This is a genomic window from Streptomonospora litoralis (assembly GCF_004323735.1).
In the GTDB taxonomy this organism is placed as follows: domain Bacteria; phylum Actinomycetota; class Actinomycetes; order Streptosporangiales; family Streptosporangiaceae; genus Streptomonospora; species Streptomonospora litoralis.
The window spans coordinates 2,227,811-2,245,349 of record NZ_CP036455.1 but is presented as its reverse complement, the minus strand read 5'-3'; the positions used below and the strand labels follow the sequence as shown (position 1 = coordinate 2,245,349).

The 17,539-nt window shown below is 71.2% G+C and carries 16 protein-coding genes; 4 read left to right on the top strand and 12 right to left on the bottom strand.

The features are described 5' to 3' along the window. Positions 1-46 precede the first annotated feature (46 nt). The 4 genes from EKD16_RS09710 to ctaC form a co-directional block, all read right to left on the bottom strand. The gene (locus tag EKD16_RS09710; protein WP_131098085.1) at positions 47-1,378 is read right to left on the bottom strand and encodes a L,D-transpeptidase; all 1,332 of its coding nucleotides are present in this window, start codon (positions 1,376-1,378) and stop codon (positions 47-49) included. Positions 1,379-1,628: 250 nt separating this feature from the next. Continuing rightward, positions 1,629-2,054: a cytochrome c oxidase subunit 4 gene (locus EKD16_RS09705; RefSeq protein WP_131098084.1), complete on the bottom strand. Its 426-nt coding sequence runs from the start codon at positions 2,052-2,054 to the stop codon at positions 1,629-1,631. Positions 2,055-2,069: 15 nt separating this feature from the next. Then, on the bottom strand, positions 2,070-3,743 hold the full coding sequence (ctaD, locus tag EKD16_RS09700; RefSeq protein WP_131098083.1) for an aa3-type cytochrome oxidase subunit I: 1,674 nt from the start codon (positions 3,741-3,743) through the stop codon (positions 2,070-2,072). Continuing rightward, positions 3,743-4,780, bottom strand: a complete 1,038-nt coding sequence (gene ctaC, locus EKD16_RS09695; protein WP_449457371.1) for an aa3-type cytochrome oxidase subunit II — start codon at positions 4,778-4,780, stop codon at positions 3,743-3,745. The genes ctaD and ctaC overlap by 1 nt, the downstream gene beginning before the upstream one ends. Before the next feature lie 395 nt (positions 4,781-5,175). Here ctaC and EKD16_RS09690 point away from each other — a divergent pair, with 395 nt between their 5' ends. Beyond that, positions 5,176-5,412 (top strand): sulfurtransferase TusA family protein, encoded by a 237-nt coding sequence (locus EKD16_RS09690; RefSeq protein WP_131098081.1) that lies wholly within the window; start codon positions 5,176-5,178, stop codon positions 5,410-5,412. A 229-nt stretch (positions 5,413-5,641) separates the two neighbouring features. Here the strand turns inward: EKD16_RS09690 and rpsD are convergent, their stop codons facing one another. Further along, positions 5,642-6,253: a 30S ribosomal protein S4 gene (gene rpsD, locus EKD16_RS09685; RefSeq protein WP_131098080.1), complete on the bottom strand. Its 612-nt coding sequence runs from the start codon at positions 6,251-6,253 to the stop codon at positions 5,642-5,644. A 74-nt stretch (positions 6,254-6,327) separates the two neighbouring features. Between rpsD and EKD16_RS09680 the strand changes: the two genes are divergently transcribed. Next, positions 6,328-7,161, top strand: coding sequence for a DUF2470 domain-containing protein (locus EKD16_RS09680; RefSeq protein ID WP_131098079.1), 834 nt, complete (start codon positions 6,328-6,330; stop codon positions 7,159-7,161). Between the two features lie 204 nt (positions 7,162-7,365). Here the strand turns inward: EKD16_RS09680 and EKD16_RS09675 are convergent, their stop codons facing one another. The 7 genes from EKD16_RS09675 to EKD16_RS09640 all read right to left on the bottom strand — a co-directional run bounded on the left by EKD16_RS09675 (position 7,366) and on the right by EKD16_RS09640 (position 15,565). After that, positions 7,366-8,340: a carbohydrate kinase family protein gene (locus EKD16_RS09675; RefSeq protein WP_131098078.1), complete on the bottom strand. Its 975-nt coding sequence runs from the start codon at positions 8,338-8,340 to the stop codon at positions 7,366-7,368. Positions 8,341-8,993: 653 nt separating this feature from the next. Continuing rightward, positions 8,994-9,344: a HesB/IscA family protein gene (locus tag EKD16_RS09670; protein WP_131098077.1), complete on the bottom strand. Its 351-nt coding sequence runs from the start codon at positions 9,342-9,344 to the stop codon at positions 8,994-8,996. Between the two features lie 1,971 nt (positions 9,345-11,315). Further along, a complete protein-coding gene (locus EKD16_RS09665) occupies positions 11,316-12,449 on the bottom strand; it encodes a glycerate kinase family protein (RefSeq protein WP_131098076.1) in 1,134 nt (377 codons plus the stop codon). An 83-nt stretch (positions 12,450-12,532) separates the two neighbouring features. Then, entirely contained in the window at positions 12,533-13,174 is a 642-nt protein-coding gene (pspAB, locus tag EKD16_RS09660; RefSeq protein WP_131098075.1) for a PspA-associated protein PspAB, read from the bottom strand. 89 nt (positions 13,175-13,263) lie between these two features. After that, complete coding sequence (htpX, locus tag EKD16_RS09650) at positions 13,264-14,184, bottom strand: zinc metalloprotease HtpX (RefSeq protein WP_131098074.1); 921 nt, start codon at positions 14,182-14,184, stop codon at positions 13,264-13,266. Between the two features lie 278 nt (positions 14,185-14,462). After that, entirely contained in the window at positions 14,463-14,747 is a 285-nt protein-coding gene (pspAA, locus tag EKD16_RS09645) for a PspA-associated protein PspAA (protein ID WP_131098073.1), read from the bottom strand. After that, entirely contained in the window at positions 14,744-15,565 is an 822-nt protein-coding gene (locus tag EKD16_RS09640) for a PspA/IM30 family protein (RefSeq protein ID WP_242677407.1), read from the bottom strand. The genes pspAA and EKD16_RS09640 overlap by 4 nt, the downstream gene beginning before the upstream one ends. A gap of 142 nt (positions 15,566-15,707) precedes the next feature. Between EKD16_RS09640 and EKD16_RS09635 the strand changes: the two genes are divergently transcribed. Together EKD16_RS09635 and EKD16_RS09630 are read left to right on the top strand one after the other, a co-directional pair. Next, positions 15,708-16,337, top strand: a complete 630-nt coding sequence (locus EKD16_RS09635; protein ID WP_131098071.1) for a DUF3043 domain-containing protein — start codon at positions 15,708-15,710, stop codon at positions 16,335-16,337. Positions 16,338-16,469: 132 nt separating this feature from the next. Next, positions 16,470-17,468, top strand: coding sequence for an aldo/keto reductase family protein (locus EKD16_RS09630; protein WP_131098070.1), 999 nt, complete (start codon positions 16,470-16,472; stop codon positions 17,466-17,468). Positions 17,469-17,539 lie beyond the last annotated feature (71 nt).

Here is a 17,539-nt window from a genome sequence, read left to right as displayed (position 1 = left end):
CGCCGGGGCCCCACCGGGCCCGGGGAGAAGGGTGTGGAACCCGCGCTCAGCTGCCCTCGGTGCCGTGGACGCTGCCCGGGGTCCCCTCGCCGTCGGTGGTGTCGGGCTCGCCGGTGGGGCTGTTGGCCAGCCACTCGTCCCAGGAGCGCTGCCAGTAGCCCCAGCCGTTGTCGACTTCGAGTTGCCGGTCGGTCCCGGTGACGACCAGCGGGTCGCCCATGTAGGAGTTCTCGTAGAACCACTTGGCGTCGGCGGTGGCCAGGTTGGGGCAGCCGTGGCTCTCGTTGGACTCGCCGAGCCGGTCGTTCCACGGTGCGGCGTGGGTGAACTCGCCGCTGTTGGAGAAGCGGACGGCGTACTCGACGTCGAGCTTGTACCCCTCGGGGCTGTCGACCGGGACACCCACGGTGGAGGAGTCCATGACCAGCTCCTCGTACTTCTCCATGGTGAGGTGGGTGCCGCTGGTGGTGGTGTACTTCCTGATGTCGGCCTTGCCGATGCTGGTGGGGAAGTCCTTGATCTGCGCTCCGTCGCGTTCGACGGTCATGCGCTTGGTGTCGCTGTCGATGGTGCTGATCTGGGCGCGGCCGACGTCGAAGTTGAGCTGGTGGTTCTCGATGCCGTAGACGCCCTCGGAGGCCTCCACACCGGCGAGGCGCAGGTCGACGGTGATGTGCTGGTTCGGCTGCCAGTACTCCTCGGGACGGAACACCGCCGTCTTGTCGCCGAACCAGTTCCAGGCGCCTTCGGCGGGCTGTTCGGAGGTGACCTCCATGGAGTTCTCGACCTGCGTCTTGTTCTGCACGGGCAGGTCGAAGTTGACGATCACCGGCATGCCCACGCCCACGGTCTGCCCGCTGACGGGGAAGTTCGACTGCAGTTCCAGGCGCTTGCCCTCGACGGGCGGCAGGGTGCTGAACTCGGATACGACCTCGGCCGACTCGCCGTCGCCGGTTTCGACGGTGGCGGTGACGGTGACGTCGGATCCGGGGATGAGGTTCCAGTCGCTGACCCAGGTGGTCTCGTCCTCGCTGAGTGTGCCGGTCACGGCGCCGACCTCGGACTGCGCGCTCGCCGACGGGGTCGGCTCGGCGGTCGCTGCGCCCGCTCCCGAGGCGCCGCGGCTCTGCTCGACGGAGACGTCGGTGATGGGGCCCTCGCCGGACTCGACAGTCACCGGCAGGTTCGGCTCGACCTCGGCCGCGCCGTCCTGCGGCGAGATGCGCACATCGACGGGATCGGGGCTCTCGCCGCCGGCGTTCTGCGGGCCCGAACCCCCGCTGTCCTGGCCGGTGCAGGCGGAGGCCAGGACGAGGACCAGCCCGGCGACACCGACTCCCGCACCGCGGACCACGGATGGGATTGCTCTGCCCTGCACCCTGCGACCTCCACTCTCGAATGGCGGCCTGTGACGGCCGAAGCCTCTACCCGGCTGACCGGGGAGATACCGCACAGCACCGAGAAGTTCCACGTGTGGCATGTTCCGGACGGCCGCGGGGGAATCCGGCACCGCGTCGGCAGGGGGATGACGACCGCCGGGTAAAAGAATACCCCCGGCGGGTGGCGGTTTCGGTGGAAACCTCCACCCGCCGGGGGCGGGCGCTATTGCGGGGCGCAGGCTGTTCCGGCTAGTGGCTGAACTCGCCGCGGTAGTACTCGAACACCCACCCGATCGCGGTGAGGATGACGGCCAGGGCTCCGACGAAGACCATCCACCAGCCGATGGCCACGCCGATCGCCATGAAGGCGACCGCCATCGCCACGAACAGCGGCCACCAGCTGTGCGGGCTGAAGAACCCGTACTCGCCGGAGTTCTCGGCGACCTCGCCGTCCAGCCGCTCCTCGGGCGCCAGCCCGTGGTAGCGCTCGCTGCGCCGGGCCGACTGCCACAGCCAGAAGCCGATCATCCAGCCGAAGAACACCGCGACGACCAGGGCGACCGTGCCCGTCCACTCGACGTAGCCCTCGGACACCCAGGACCAGTAGGCGTACATGGCCGCAACCAGACCGAAGAAGGTTGAGATACCCATAAACAGGTAAGCCTGCATCTTCATGGTGAACTCGCTCCCCTACTTCGCGGTTGCGGGTGTGGGTGCCGCACCCGGTGCGGCGGCGTGCGGGTGCTTCAGGTCGAACGCCGGGCGCTCCGAGCGGATGCGCGGCAGCGAGGTGAAGTTGTGGCGCGGCGGCGGGCAGGAGGTGGCCCACTCCAGCGAGCAGCCGTACTCCCACGGGTCGTCGACCTCGACCTTCGCGGCGTTGCGGTGGGTCACCCACATGTTCCAGAAGAAGATGAGGGTGGAGGCGCCCAGCACGAACGAGCTCACCGAGGAGACCATGTTCAACGCGGTGAACCCGTCGGAGGGCAGGTAGTCGGCGTACCGGCGCGGGAAGCCCTCGGCGCCCAGCCAGTGCTGGACCAGGAAGGTCCCGTGGAAGCCGAGGAACAGCAGCCAGAAGTGCAGCTTGCCGAGGCCCTCGTTGAGCATCTTTCCGGTGAACTTGGGCCACCAGAAGTAGAAGCCGGCGAACATCGCGAACACCACGGTGCCGAAGACCACGTAGTGGAAGTGGGCCACCACGAAGTAGGAGTCGGTGACGTGGAAGTCGATCGGCGGAGAGGCCAGCAGGACGCCGGTCAGCCCGCCGAACAGGAAGGTGACCAGGAACCCGACGGTGAACAGCATCGGGGTGGCGAAGACCAGCTGGCCGCGCCACATCGTGCCGATCCAGTTGAAGAACTTGATCCCGGTCGGCACCGCGATGAGGAAGGACATGAACGAGAAGAACGGCAGCAGCACCGCGCCGGTGGGGAACATGTGGTGGGCCCACACGGTCACCGACAGGCCGGTGATGGCGATGGTGGCCGCCACCAGGCTTTTGTAGCCGAAGATCGGCTTGCGGCTGAAGACCGGCAGCACTTCGGTCGCGATACCGAAGAACGGCAGCGCGATGATGTAGACCTCGGGGTGGCCGAAGAACCAGAACAGGTGCTGCCACAGGATCGCGCCGCCGTGCTGGGGGTCGAACACGTTCGTGCCGACGATCCGGTCGGCACCCAGCGCGATCAGGGCCGCGGTCAGCACCGGGAAGGCGATGAGCACCAGCACGCTGGTCAGCATCCCGTTCCAGCAGAAGATCGGCATGCGGAACATCGTCATACCGGGTGCGCGCATGCACAGGCCGGTGGTGATGAAGTTGACGGCGCTGAGGATCGTGCCCAGACCGCTCACCAGCAGGCCCATGATCCACAGGTCGCCGCCGAGGCCGGGCGAGCGCACCGCGTCGGACAACGGCGTATAGGCGAACCAGCCGAAGCTGGCGGCGCCGCCGGGGGTGAGGAACCCGCCGACCACGATGAGGCCGCCGAACAGGAAGAGGTAGTACCCGAACAGGTTCATGCGCGGGAAGGCCACATCAGGCGCGCCGATCTGCAGCGGCATGATGATGTTGGTGAACCCGACGAACAGCGGGGTCGCGAACAGCAGCAGCATGATCGTGCCGTGCATGGTGAACAGCTGGTTGAACTGCTCGTGGCTGACGACCTGCATGCCCGGCCACAGCAGCTCGGCGCGCATGACCAGGGCCAGGATGCCGCCGAAGACGAAGAACGCGAACGAGGTGATCAGGTACATGTACCCGATGACCTTGTGGTCCGTCGACGACATCCAGCTGACGATGATCGAACCCTTGCGGGTGCTTGCGGGCGAGGCCGCCTCGGGGGTCTGAACCACGGTCGCCATCAGCGCCCAGCCTCCTCGTTCGCCGCTGCGGGGACGCCCGCCTCGTCGGCCGGCGACGGCTCGCCGACGGGCGGCCCTGCGTCGGTCACTTCGTCCTCGGCGCCCTCTCCCTCGGGGCCGGGCAGGTCGGGCCCTCCGGGGGCCTCGGGGCCGGATTCGAGCTCCTGCTCGGTCTCCAGCTGCTGCTGCTGGGCCGCGGCCTCCTGCTCGGCCACCCAGGCGTCGTAGGCGGCGGGCTCCATCACCTTCAGGTCGAAGAGCATCCGGGAGTGGTCGACACCGCACAGTTCGGCGCAGCGGCCCGCGTAGGTGCCCGCGGTGCCCTCCTGCACCTTGACCTGGAACTCGTTGTCCTGGCCGGGGATGACGTCCATCTTGAACGCGAAGGCCGGGATCCAGAACGAGTGGATGACGTCGGGCGAGGTCAGGTCGAAGTGCACCACGTCGCCCTCGCGCAGCACCAGGGTGGGCTTCTCCTGCGGGGTGCCGGCGACGGAGAACCGCGGCTGCGCCTCGGAGCCGCCCTCTTCGTCACCGGCCTGCGGCTCGCCGCCCGGTGTCTCGGCGTTGTCGCGGGCCTCGTCGAGGTAGTTGAACTGCCAGCTCCACTGGAAGGCGACGACCTCGATGTTGGTGTCGGCCTCTTCCTCGGTGGACAGCAGCGCCGTCTGGTCGCGCGCGGTGAAGTAGAAGAGCACCGCGATGATCACGATCGGCAGGACGGTGTAGAGCGCCTCGATGGGCATGTTGTAGCGCACCTGCGGCGGGAGCTGCTCGGAGCGCTTGCGGTGGAAGATGATCGACCAGACGATCAAGCCCCATACGAGAATGCCGACCGCGAACGCCGCCACCCATGAACCCTGCCAGAGCGTGAGGACGCGGTGGCCCTGTTCGGTGATCGGCTCCGGCAAGCCCAAACGAGTGAACTCGTTCGACGCGCAGCCGGTCGCGGCCAGGCCCAGCGCGGCGAGCGCGGCGCCACGCGGTGCCCATCGGCGCAGCGCGGGGCGCCGATTCCTATGGCGGGTCGGACTCACGGATTGCCTTCCCAGCGGTGATGCCCGCGGCCGTTGCGCGGGCGGTCGTATTCCAAAGCTTTTCGGGGGAAACACTAGCGTGATCCCGCCGGACCCCTGTTCAGGGGCATGCCGGACGAGCGTGTCGACCGTGCGCCCGTCGGGGCTCCGGCCGGCCACGCGCCCCGGTCCCCCGAAGTCCCGTCGCGGGGGTCGGGGCGGCAGGCGATCCGGCGGATCGAAAGTGTCTGCCCGGCCCGCCGCCGCGGCCACCGGGTGCCTGGGGTATCCGGATCCGGCCGTCGCAAGCGGGCTAAGGCGAGAGTACCGCTGCGTTTACCGGCCCCTTAACCGGGTGCCGTTTAAGGCCGGGGCGGGGTACAGAATGGTTACACAGCTCGCGGAGAGGAGAGCCGTTGTCGGACCAACCGTTGGTGACGGTCGAGGCGATCGGCCGCAAGTGCCCGATCCCCATCATCATGCTCGCCGGACGCATCCGCGAGGTCCCGATCGGGTCGGTGATCGCTGTGACGGCCGACGACCCGGCGGCCAGCGCCGACATCCCGTCGTGGTGCCGGATGAAGATGCAGGAGTTCGTGGCCGAGGTTCCGCTGGAGCAGGGCAGCGCCTTCCACATCCGGCGCATGTACTGACCCGCTTGAGCGGACTGGGGCCGCGGCCCGCGGGCCGGAGGCTGCCGGGCCGGTCACCGGCGGCGTGCTCCCCCCGGTGGTCACCGCCGGGGCCGCTCGGCGGGGTCTCGGGCCGGCGGCCGAAAGCCGCCGTGCGGTGATCCGGTCTGGCGGCGACACGAAACGGGCCGCGCGACCTCCGGTGGTCGGGGGGCGCGCGGCCCGTCTGCGGCACGCGTAGCGCTGGACTCTAGCGCGCGTAGTACTCGACGACGAGCTGCTCGTCGAAGGGCACCGGGACCTGCTCGCGCTTGGGGCGGTCGACGACCGCCACACGCAGGTCCTTGTGGCTCACCGCGAGGTAGCCCGCCGTCTTGTCGTCGGCGTGCACGCCCTCGGCGGCCTCCACGAAGGGCACCATCTGGCGGGACTTCTCCCGCACGCCGATCACCTGGCCCGGCTTGACGTGGTACGACGGGATGTCGACCTTCTTGCCGTCCACGGTGATGTGGCCGTGGTTGATGTACTGGCGCGCCGCGTAGATCGACGGCGCCAGGCCGGAGCGGAGCACCACCGAGACGAGCCGCGACTCCAGCTCGGCGATCAGCTCCTCACCCGTACGCCCGGGCCGCTTCTTGGCCGTGTCGTAGGTGCGGGCGAGCTGCTTCTCGGACAGGTCGTAGTACCAGCGCAGCTTCTGCTTCTCCGCCTGGCGGACCGCGTAGTCGCTGGTCGAGCGCCGAACGCGGCGGCCGTGCTCACCCGGGGGGTAGGGCCGCTTCTCGAAGTAGCTGACCGCCTTACGGGTCAGCGGGGTACCCGCGCGCCGGGACAACCGCACCTTAGGTCCGGTGTAGCGCATTCACGTCCTCCGTCTATGAGTCACTTGCAAAAACGGGAGTCCTAGGTAAGGCTTGCCTAAGTCTAGGAGGTGCCATGCGACAACCCAGCCCGTCCGGAACCGAACGGGTCCGCTCCCTTGCCGCCACGGCGACCCCCACCGCAGCGGCGTTGGCAGACAATCCCGACACGCGTTTCAGCGTGGCCGGGGCGGTCGATCACGCCGGCCGCGTACTCCTCTGGGTCGCGGCGCACCACCCGCTGCACGAGGCACTGCGAGAGGGGCGGCGCACAGATCCCGGCCCGGAGGTCGGTATCGATCTGTCCGCTCTTCGGCGTGTGGGTCGCACCTCTACTGTACGCGCTCGGCTGTGGTGCCAGGGCAGGGCCGAGCCCGTACCCGACCACGAGCGGCGCAGGGCGGCCCTCGCCGTGTGGGAGCGCGACCCCGACGAGGAACTGCTGGCGGCCGCCGCCCGCCAACCGGAGCCCGACGCCTCTGTGCTGCTGCGCGTACCGCCGCGCAAGGTGATTTACCACACCTACGACGCGGCCGGGGTGATCGAGGGCTCCGCGTTCACACTGGCCCGCCCCGACCCGCTCACGGTTCCCGGCGAGCGGATCATCGACCTGGTCAACGACCGCTACCGCGACGAATTGGCGCGCGCCGTCGGCCGCCTGCCCGACGCTCCGCGCGGAGCCGCGTGGCTGTGGGAGCTCGACGCCCGCGGCGCGACGACGTGGGTCAACGCCGCCGACGGCGGCGAAGCCGCGCTGGTGCGGGTCCCCTGGAGCGCGCCCGTGCACACCGCCTGCCAACTGGAGCGCGCACTGTTCGACTTCCTCGCCGACGACGCGGCCGACTCCGGACCGGCCGGGTCGGGGCACCGCCGCGGCTGCCCCATGGGCGAGGCGCACCGGCACCGCTGAGGCGCCGAACACCACCGGCGCCGCGGCGGCCGGACGCGGGCGTTTCGGGCGGCCGCCGCGGCAGCCGCCCGAAACGAAGAAGGGCCTCCCCGGTGGGGGCCGCGAGCGGGCCGAGACGCCCGCGGCTCCGCCCCGGGAAGGCCCGGCTCACCGCGCGCCGCGGTACGGCGCGGGCGGGCGGTTACGGCTGGAGAGCCGGTCTGCTCAGGACAGGTGCGGCTTGATCTCGCGCGCACTCTCCTCGCCGTAGGACTCGGTGATCTTGTCGAGCAGGCTGGCCGCCGTCAGGTCGTACTCCTGAGGGCCGTTGACCTCCAGGCAGTGCACGGCGACGGCGTTGCCGACCTGGGCCGCCAGCTCCAGCGACAGGCCCCAGTGCAGGCCCGTGAGGAAGCCGGCGCGGAACGCGTCCCCCACACCCGTGGGGTCGACCTTCTCGGTGACCGCGGCCGGGCCGACGCTGACCGGCGGCTCGCCGCGGCGGTCGATGCGCACGCCCTTGGCGCCCAGCGTCGTCACGCGCGTCTGCACGCGGTCGAGGATCTCCTCGTCGCTCCAGCCGGTCTTCTGCTCGCAGAGCGCCTTCTCGTACTCGTTGGTGAACAGGTAGGTGGCGCCCTCGATCAGCTCCCGCACATCCGGGCCGTCCATGAAGGCCAGCTGCTGGGAGGGGTCGGCGGCGAAGGGGAGGCCGCGGTCGCGGCACTCCGCGCTGTGGCGGGTCATGGCGCCGGGGTCGTTGGCGCTGACGAGGACCAGGTCGTAGCCGCCCACGGCGTCGGAGAGCGGCTTCAGCTCGATGTTGCGCGCCTCGGCCATGGCTCCGGCGTAGAACGACGCGATCTGGTTGTGGTCCTTGTCGGTCGTGCAGACGAAGCGGGCCGTGTGGCGGAGCTCGGAGATGTGCACGCCGGAGGTGTCCACCCCGTGGCGCTCCAGCCAGGCGCGGTACTCGTCGAAGTCGGCCCCCGCCGCGCCGACGAGGTACGGGCGCAGGCCCAGGACCCCCATGGCGAAGCTGATGTTGGGGGCGCAACCGCCGCGCCGCACCTCAAGCTCGTCCACCAGGAACGACAGCGAAACCTGCTCAAGCTGATCGGCGATGAGTTGTTCGGAGAACCGTCCCTCGAAGGTCATCAGATGGTCGGAGGCAATCGATCCGGTAACCGCGATGCGCACTGCAGAGGGCTCCTCAGGTTGGGGAGAATGGACGGACAACAAGCCTACCGATGCCGTTTTCGGCGCCTGGAGGCACCCGCGATACACCGGTCGTCTCCGCTGGTCAGAAGCCCTTCGAGGGGCAACGGTGACCGGCGCCGCTGCGCACGCTGCGGGCGCGGAATCGGCGCGGGCGATTGTTCCGCAACGCGCTTTCCGTTCCGTTATACGCCTTCTGAAGCGCAAAAACCGGCGGCGGACGCGGAAAAGATCACACCCCGCACACCGGGCGCATGTCTACCGGGGACGACTCCCCGCGGTTGCGCCGCTCCGATACGCCTCCGGAGCCGCACACGACGAGGGTCCGCGCGCCGCCCGTGGGCGCGCGGACCCTCGTCGCCGCTGCGTGCGGTGCTCGCCGACGGCGCCCTTCATCAGGGGCGCCGACCGGGCTCCCGCCTCGGGCGCGCTTGGTGGATCATCCCTGCTATGCGGCTGCGCAAGGTCGGGTTTCTCGCACTCGCGGCGTTCTCCGGGCACTGAGGAACGAGACAGGCGAAGCCCGTCCGTCCCGGCTCCGGTCCCAACGCCGGGCGCGAGGACACGCCTCACGCTCGCCGATGCGAGGCGCCCGCGGGTGCGCCGCTCGCTGCGGGCGACCCACCGAGCACGCCTTAGTTGAAGGAGTCGCCGCAGGCGCAGGAACCCGTGGCGTTCGGGTTGTCGATGGTGAAGCCCTGCTTCTCGATGGTGTCGACGAAGTCGATGGTGGCGCCCATCAGGTAGGGGGCGCTCATCCGGTCGGTGACGACCTCGACGCCGGAGAAGTCGCGCACGACATCGCCGTCGAGCTCGCGCTCGTCGAAGAACAGCTGGTAGCGGAGCCCGGAGCAGCCACCCGGCTGTACCGCGACACGGAGCCGCAGGTCGTCCCGGCCCTCCTGCTCCAGGAGGCCCTTGACCTTGCCCGACGCGTGCTCCGTCAGGATGATGCCCTGCGCGGGGGCCTCGCTCTGAACCGTCATCTGCTAGCTCCTCCGTTAAAGCGTGGCGGCCGCCACTGGCACTGGTCGACCCGCGTAGGTCAACGCCGACGGCCGCTGGTGCATTCCTGCCCGCGGCGGGGACGCGCAATGCTGCCGCCTACCAGAGTAGGCGCTCGCACCGGCCGCCGCCATCATCGAGAGCCGCTGTGGACGCCGCCACGGTGCCCAGGCACGGGGCGCGTCCGGCCAAGCCCTGTTTGAGAAGAGCTGGGTCCCTTCGGCTCCCATGCGCGGCCGGGCCGGGTCGGCCGGCTCGGGTTGGCTGTGCGGCCTTGTTGGGCCTTGTCGGTCTGCCGGGTGTCGGGCGGACTCGACGGGAAGGCTACGGCGGCAGCGGACACGGCGAATGGCCGGGCCCGCGATCGCCGGTCCGGGTGCTCGCCGGTGGCGGCGCGTAGCGAAGGGGCGGCTCGGGTCTGCTGTGCGGCCTTCTGGTCGGCCGGGATGCGGGTCGCCTGACGGGGAACGGCGGGCACCGAGGGCGGCGCCGGGTCCGGCCGGCGGCCGACGCGCCCGGTGCTCGCCGGTGGCGGCGGCCGGCGGGGGCGACGTTGGGCCGCCGCAGGCCGGTCGGTGCATCCAACGCGTGGTTTTCACGGGAGTCCGGCCGCTGTCTGGTTAAAACCCTGCGTTGGGCGGCACCGGTCCCGCCGAGTCTGTCTGTAGGGACGGATTCGGCGCCGAATCCGTCCCTACAGACAGACTCGGCGCGGCTTGGCCCGTCTATCGTGAACTTATGGTCACAGGAAAGCGCATTCCGCGGCCATAAGTTCACGATCATCGCCGGGTGAACCGGCATACCGGACATACCGGCGCCGGTTGGCCGGCTGGGTGTCGCCGTGTCCCCTACCGGGCCCGCACAGGGTGGAGGCAGCGCGGCGGGGCACGGTCGCGGGCGCTCGCACGCCCCCGGTGGTGCCTGGATACGGGGACCGGGAGGCGACGCCGCGTCGCTCGTGGCGCCCGAGCGCGTCCGCCGGGAGCTCCACCCCCGACGGGGTGGACTTTTGGGGGCCTATGCCCGTTTTGCGGGCGGCCACGGCGGGCGCCGTGGCCACGAGGTGCACGAAAAGTTGACCCCTGGGCTGTTTTCGCGCCATCCGGCGCACCTCGTGCGCCATCCCCGCCGCAGCGCGGCCGCGGACCCACCGGGAACTCGGGCATTAGCGGGCAAAACACCCCGCCTTGTTTCGTATCGCGGAATGACGGTGGAGGGTGGCACCTCGGGGCGGCGCCGAGGCGGATGGGACCGCACGTACGTGCGACTCGTGGCCCCGTTCCGGCCATGACGGCCGCCGGCTGCCCCGCGCCGGGCCCGCGCCGACGACCGGGCGGCGGCCCCGGGGCTCGACCACCTGCAGGCGGGTGACCGCCGCCGACCACCGCAGGCCCGACCCCGCCGGTGTCGTCGCTGCCCTCGTCGGCCGCCGCCACCGGCGAGCACCCGGCCCGTTGGGCGCGGGCCCGGCCATCCGCCACCGTCGCCGCCGCATTTCAGTCGTCCACCCGTCGCCCGGCATTGCGACAAGGCCGCACAGCAGTCCGGGGCCGCCTTCGTCGCTCGCGCCACCGGCGAGCACCCGACCCGGCGACCGCTGGCCCGGTCGGCCGCTGCCGGGGTCAGCTCCGCCCCGTCGAAGACCACACAATCACTGCCGCCGCCTTTCCCGTCGAGTTCGCCCGACACCCGGCAGACCAACAAGGCCGCACAACAGACCCGAGCCGCCGATTCGTCGGGAGCGCCACCGGCGGGCACCCGATCCGTTGGGCGCGGGCGCCACCCCGCGGTGTCCTCGCTGCCCCTCATCGGCCGCCGCCACCGGCGAGCACCCGACCCGACGACCGCGCGCCCGACCGTCCGCCGTCCTCGCCGCCGCTTTCCAGCGAAGACCACTCTCCACCCGGCAGACCGACAAGCCCGCCCAGCAGACCGGCGTTCTTAGCCACGGCTTAATCGTCGCGCCGTTCGCCCGCGCCGCTGCGGGCCCCCGCCCAGCGGCGGGCGACGTCCGCAGCGAGCTTGCGCAACTCCTCGGCCGAGCGGCTCAGCGCGGCCTCGGTGGACCCCGCCGACTCCACCAGCGAGTAGGTCTCGGCGATCCCGGCGGCCGCCGCCTCCTGGCGGCCCACCGCCACCGCGCCGGCGAGCACCACGCACGGCACGCCCTGGTCTGCGGCGGCCTTGGCCACGCCGTGCGGGAGCTTGCCGCGCAGCGACTGGGTGTCGAAGGAGCCTTCACCGGTGATCACGAGGTCGGCCGCGGCGACGTCACCCGCCAGCCCCACCGCGCCCAGGACGCGAGCCACGCCGGACTCGACCGTTCCGCCGATCAGCAGCATGCCGTAGCCCAGCCCGCCCGCGGCGCCGGCGCCGGACGCCTCACGCAGCCCTCCGGGATCGGTGGCCTCGGCGAAAGCGGCGAGCGCGGCGTCCAACCGCTGCACCTGGTCGGCGTCGGCCCCCTTCTGCGGCCCGAAGACGGCGCTGGCGCCGTGCAGCCCCAGCAGCGGGTTGTCGACGTCGGTGGCGGCCACCAGGGACACGCCGCGCAGGGCCTCGCGGGCCGCCGCGAGGTCGACGGGCCGCTCCAGGCCGGCCAGCACCGCGCCGCCGCCACTTAGCCCCGCGCCGGGTTCGGCGCCCAGTGCGGCGAGCATGCCGGCGCCGCCGTCGTTGGTAGAGCTGCCGCCGAGGCCGACGACGACGCTGCGCGCACCGGCCCCGACCGCGTCGGCGATCAGTTCGCCCACACCGCGGCTGGTGGTGCGGCCGGGGTCGCGGCGGTCCTCGGGAACCCGGTGCAGACCGCACGCCTGGGCGCTCTCGATGTAGGCGGTGGCACCCGAGACCAGGTACCGGGCGGACACCGGCGTGCCCAGCGGGCCGGTGACCTCGGCCTCGTGCAGGGTTCCGCCCAGGGCGGTGTGCAGGACCTCGACGAATCCGGGGCCGCCGTCGGACAGCGGCAGCAGCCGGGCCTGCACGCCCGGGTCGGCCGAGCGCCAGCCTTCGGCGACCGCCTCGGCCGCCTCGACGGCGCTGAGGGTTCCGGCGAACTTGTCAGGAGCGATAACGATGCGCACCCGACCAGTGTGCCGTGCGCCTCATCGGGACCACCAGTCGGGCCGCCCGGCTGTGGACGCGGAGCGCCCGGCCCGCCAACCGATCACAGGCCGGGCGCGCCGTAGACGGGGAACCAGCGGGCCTTGTCGCGCTCGATGGGGAGGTCGTCGCCGATCGCGGCCTCGATCTGCAGCTCCAGGGCGTTGTCGCGGCGCTGCCCGGCCAGCGGGGCGAAGGGGTAGAAGGTGCCGCGCTTGTAGAGGTAGACGAGCGCGACCCGGCGGCCGCGGCCGTCGGCGAAGGCGACCAGCGAGCACAGCAGGGACGGACCGAACCCGTGGGCCTCCAGCGAGGAGTTGACGGCGTGGATGTCGGTGACCAGCTCGCTGACGCCCGCGGCACCCGAATCCGCGGGCGGTCCGGGCTGGGGTTCGGCCGCCGCCTCCTGGTCGGCGGCCTGCTGAGCCGCCGCGGGCGCCTGCATCACCAGCCAGGTGTAGCCGTACTCGTCGGCCGTGGCCTCCACCTCGGGGCCCTCGTCGGCGTTGAGGAGTTCGGTGACGCTCTGCTGCAGCTCGGTGAACGCCTGCCCCTCGGCCGGGCGGAAGGCCACCGAGCCGCTTCCGGTGGGCCGCAGTCCGGCGGCGGCCTCCAAGGTGACGGCGGCCGTGGGCAGGCCGAACAGGGCGTCCAGGTCGGGCTGGGCCGGCTTGGAGCGGCCCAGCAGGGTGCGCAGGAAACTCATCTCGAAGGCCCCCTTCGTGTTCGGCGTCTCGAATGCCGCGATCGCCGCCTCGGTGGCGGCGTGCGGCCGCGGGGGTGCTGACGCGCCCCTCAGGTCCCGCTACCCAGTTGCCGCGAGATGTCGGAGAGCTGGTCCAGACGCCGCTCCATCGGCGGGTGTGTGGACAGCAGATGGCTGAGGCTGAACCCCTTCTTGGAGACCGCGGGCGTGAAGAAGAACGCGTTGAACGGCTCCGCCCGGCGCAGGTCGTCGGTGGGGATGCGCGCCATGTCGCCGCTGATCTTGGTCAGCGCGCTGCCCAGGGTGGAGGGGCGGCCGGTCAGGTAGGCGGCCGCGCGGTCCGCGGAGAGTTCGCGGTAGCGCGAGAGGCCCCGCGTCAGCAGGAAGCTCAGCGCCCACACGAGGGCACTGACCAGCACGACCAGCAGGGCGACCACGGCCGGCGCCGGGCCGCTGTCGTTGCTGCGCGCGCCGCCGGTGAAGAAGGCGAAGCGCAGTCCCATCTGCGTCAGGAAGCCGGCCACGATGCCGAGGAACCCGGCGATGGTCATGACCATCACGTCGCGGTGGGCGACGTGGGACAGCTCGTGGGCCAGCACGGACTCCAGCTCGGCGGTGTCCAGGCGGCGCATGATCCCGGTGGTGGCGCAGACCACGGCGTTCTTGCGGTTGTGGCCGGTGGCGAAGGCGTTGGGGACGTCGGTCTCGGCGATTGCCACTCGCGGCTTGGGCATGTCGGCCATCGCGCACAGCCGGTCGACGACGCCGTGCAGCTCGGGCGCCTCGGCGGGCGAGACCTCCCGGGCGCCCATGGAGAAGACGGCGATCTTGTCGGAGGCGAAGTACTGGAAGGCGGCGAAGCCCAGCACCACCAGTACCAGCAGCCACAACGGCATGCCCACCAGGTACAGCGCGATGACGAACGCCACGTAGAGGACGCCCAGCAGCGCCATGGTGAGGACCATGCGGGCGGTCAGCCCGCGGTCGGGGATGAACTTCGAACCAGCCACGGCGGCACTCCTTCGTCCGCTTCTCGACGGTTCGGCCCGCTGCACACGGGCCCCGCCGGCCGGTGCGGGCCGCGCGCCCGCATCAGGCGGCGGCACCGTGTCAGGCCGGTCGATTGCAGTCTAACCAGCGCAGACGGCCAGAAGGGGGTTCGGGAGTGGCAGGCGGGCGCGCCGGGATGAGCCGGGCGGGCGGCGGAAGCACCGAGGGCCGTCGCGCCGAAACGCGGCGGCCCTCGAAAACAGCCGGGTCGGAGATCGACGTGAAGGGCGCTCCCCGATCAGGCGAGGTCGGGGATGAGCCCTTCGTCGCCGAGCATCGCACGGACCTCCTCCATGCTGGCGTCGGCGTGCGGCAGGATGAACTGCGACGGCTCCAGCGTGTCCGGCGGAAGCGGGTTGCCGTCCTGGCGGACGCGCTCCAGCAGGTCGCGCAGCGCCTCGCGGAACGTGTCCTCGCTGCCGCTCTCCAGGGCCTCTTCGAGGGTGCGGTCGAACTGGTTGAGCAGGTCGAGGTCGGCGTCGCTGAGGTCGAGCTGGCCCTCGCCCATGATGCGGACGATCATGCGCCCTCCCCTTGGCGGTAGGACTGGGTCTGCCCGGGCTGGCCGCCGTTGGCGCTGCCGTTGGCGCCGGCGCCGCCGCTGCCCGAGGTGCCCTGGGAACCGGACTCGCCGCCCTCGATCTGGCGTGCGGACTCCGAGCCGCCCTGGCCGATCTCCTGCTTCATCCGCTCCAGCTCCAGCTCCACGCCGCTGGTGCTGGACATGCGGTCGAGCTCGGACTGGATGTCGTCCTGGGAGGTGCCGGTGACGTCGTCGAGGGCGCCGGAGGCAAGGAGCTCGTCGACCGCCCCGGAGCGCGCCTGCATCTCGGCGGTCTTGTCCTCGGCGCGCTGGACCGCCATGCCGACGTCGCCCATCTCCTCGGAGATGCCGGAGAAGGCCTCGCTGATCTGGGTCTGGGCCTGGGCGGCGGTGTAGGTGGCCTTGATGGTCTCCTTGCGGGTGCGGAAGGAGTCGACCTTGGCCTGCAGCCGCTGGGCGGCCAGGGTCAGCTTCTGCTCCTCGCCTTGGAGCTGCTCGTGCTGCTGGCGCAGGCCGTCGATCTGGGACTGCAGCCCGGAGCGGCGGGTCAGCGCCTCGCGCGCCAGGTCCTCGCGTCCCTGCCCCAGGGCAGTGCGGCTCTGGGTCTCCAGCTTGCCCGACTGCTGCTCCAACTGCTGGACCTGCAGCTCGACCCGCTTGCGGGAGGTGGCGACGTCTGCCACGCCGCGCCGGACCTTCTGCAGCAGCTCAAGCTGCTTCTGGTAGGAGTAGTCGAGGGTCTCGCGCGGGTCCTCGACGGAGTCCATGGCCCGAGTGGCCTTGGACTTGAAGATCATGGAAAGTCGCTGAAACACGCTCATCGGCGTGGCCGTCCCCTTCTCGGTCCGTGTATCGGCTGTTCCCGGCGGGCGCTGCATCCAACCCTACGCTCTCGGGCCCAGGGTCGCTATGAAGCTCGGACCGGCTACCCTGGTAGACGTGTTCCGACGTCGCACCGTTCCCGCAACCGAAGATCCGGCCGCGTCCGGCCCGGCCACTGCTGAGGCCACCCAACCTAAGGGATATACCCCGAAAAAGGGTGCGCCAACGCCTAAGCGCAGCGAATCCGAGCAGACGCTCCGCCGCCCGCTGAACGCGCCGCGGACGCGCAAGGAGGCCTATCGGGCCTACCGCGACCGCCAGGCGAGCCGGTCCCGGCGCCCCGCCCGCCAGGGGGGCAGCGCCCCGGGCGAGGATCGCCACTACCGGCCGCAGGACTACGGCCCCGTGCGCGCCTACGCCCGCGACGTGGTCGACTCACGGCGCAGCGTCAGCGAGTTCTTCCTCTACTTCTCGCTGGCGATCATCGTGCTGCTGTTCATGCCTTCGCCGCAGTTCCAGCTGGTGGTGACCTACGTCGTGTGGCCGGCCATGATGGTCACGATCATCGCCGAGGGCATCTACATCGGCAACCGCGTCAAACGCCAGGCGCGCGAGCTGTTCCCCGGCGACAAGTCCGTGCGCGGCGTGGGCATGTACTCCGCCATGCGCCAGCTGCAGATCCGGCGGCTGCGCCTGCCCAAGCCGCGGGTCAAGCCGGGACAGGCCGTCCCGGCGCCCGAGCGCTGAGCCCCTCCGCGGCCTCGCCGCACTCCCCCGTCCGCCCCTCTCCCGTGGTGCCGCGGCCGCATCCGGCCCCGCGGGCTCCGCGCCGAGTGGCCCGGGGCCCGGCCCGCGGGCCCCGGGCGTAGGCTGCTCGGCATGGAATTCCGGCATCTAGGCAGCAGCGGTCTCGTCATCAGCGAGATCGCCTACGGGAACTGGATCACCCACGGCTCCCAGGTCGAGGAGGAGGCCGCCACCGCGTGCGTGCGCGCGGCGCTGGACGAGGGCATCACGACCTTCGACACCGCCGACGTCTACGCGCAGGGGCGCGCCGAGGAGGTGCTGGGCCGGGCACTGAAGGGCGAGCGCCGCGACGGCCTGGAGATCCTCTCCAAGGTCTACTGGCCGATGGGCGAGGGGAAGAACGATCGCGGGCTGAGCCGCAAGCACATCGTGCGCGGCTGCGAGGACTCCCTGCGTCGGCTCGGCACCGACTACCTGGACCTGTACCAGGCGCACCGGTTCGACTACGAGACGCCGCTGGAGGAGACTCTGCGGGCCTTCGACGACCTGGTGCGCCAGGGGAAGGTCTGCTACATCGGCGTATCGGAGTGGCGGGCCGAGGAGATCGAGCGGGCGCTCAAGCTCGCCGACGAGATGGGCCTGGACCGCATCGTCTCCAACCAGCCGCAGTACAGCATGCTGCACCGGGTCATCGAGCCCGAGGTCGTTCCGGCCAGCCGGCGCGGCGGGCTGGGCCAGATCGTGTTCTCGCCTATCGCCCAAGGCGTACTGACCGGGAAGTACAAGCCGGGCGCGGCGCCGCCGCCCGGATCGCGCGCCACCGACGAGATCGGCGGGCGGTTCATCAGCGGGAGGTTGGACGACGACGTGCTCGCCCGCGTCCAGCAGCTGGTCCCGCTGGCCGAGGAGGCCGGGCTGACCATGGCCCAGCTCGCCGTGGCCTGGGTGCTGCAGAACGACAACGTCTCGGCGGCGATCATCGGAGCGTCCCGCCCGGAGCAGGTGCACGACAACGCCGCGGCAGCGGGCAAGGGGCTCGACGCGGAGCTGATGCGCCGCATCGACGAGATCCTCGGCGACGGCGTCGAGCGCGACCCGTCCCGGACGGTCAGCCCGCCGCAGCGCCCGTAGAACACCCGGACCGCAGCCCCGTCGCGTCCTGCTTCGTCCCGTTTCGACGAGTCGTCCCGGCCCGGCATCGG

Coding starts and splice junctions, on each gene's coding strand:
- EKD16_RS09670 (WP_131098077.1), bottom strand. CDS start 9,344: ATGACGGTTCAGAGCGAGGCCCCCGCGCAGGGCATCATCCTGACGGAG.
- EKD16_RS09680 (WP_131098079.1), top strand. CDS start 6,328: ATGCGACAACCCAGCCCGTCCGGAACCGAACGGGTCCGCTCCCTTGCC.
- pspAA (WP_131098073.1), bottom strand. CDS start 14,747: ATGATCGTCCGCATCATGGGCGAGGGCCAGCTCGACCTCAGCGACGCC.
- rpsD (WP_131098080.1), bottom strand. CDS start 6,253: ATGCGCTACACCGGACCTAAGGTGCGGTTGTCCCGGCGCGCGGGTACC.
- EKD16_RS09640 (WP_242677407.1), bottom strand. CDS start 15,565: ATGATCTTCAAGTCCAAGGCCACTCGGGCCATGGACTCCGTCGAGGAC.
- ctaD (WP_131098083.1), bottom strand. CDS start 3,743: ATGGCGACCGTGGTTCAGACCCCCGAGGCGGCCTCGCCCGCAAGCACC.
- EKD16_RS09705 (WP_131098084.1), bottom strand. CDS start 2,054: ATGAAGATGCAGGCTTACCTGTTTATGGGTATCTCAACCTTCTTCGGT.
- EKD16_RS09630 (WP_131098070.1), top strand. CDS start 16,470: ATGGAATTCCGGCATCTAGGCAGCAGCGGTCTCGTCATCAGCGAGATC.
- pspAB (WP_131098075.1), bottom strand. CDS start 13,174: ATGAGTTTCCTGCGCACCCTGCTGGGCCGCTCCAAGCCGGCCCAGCCC.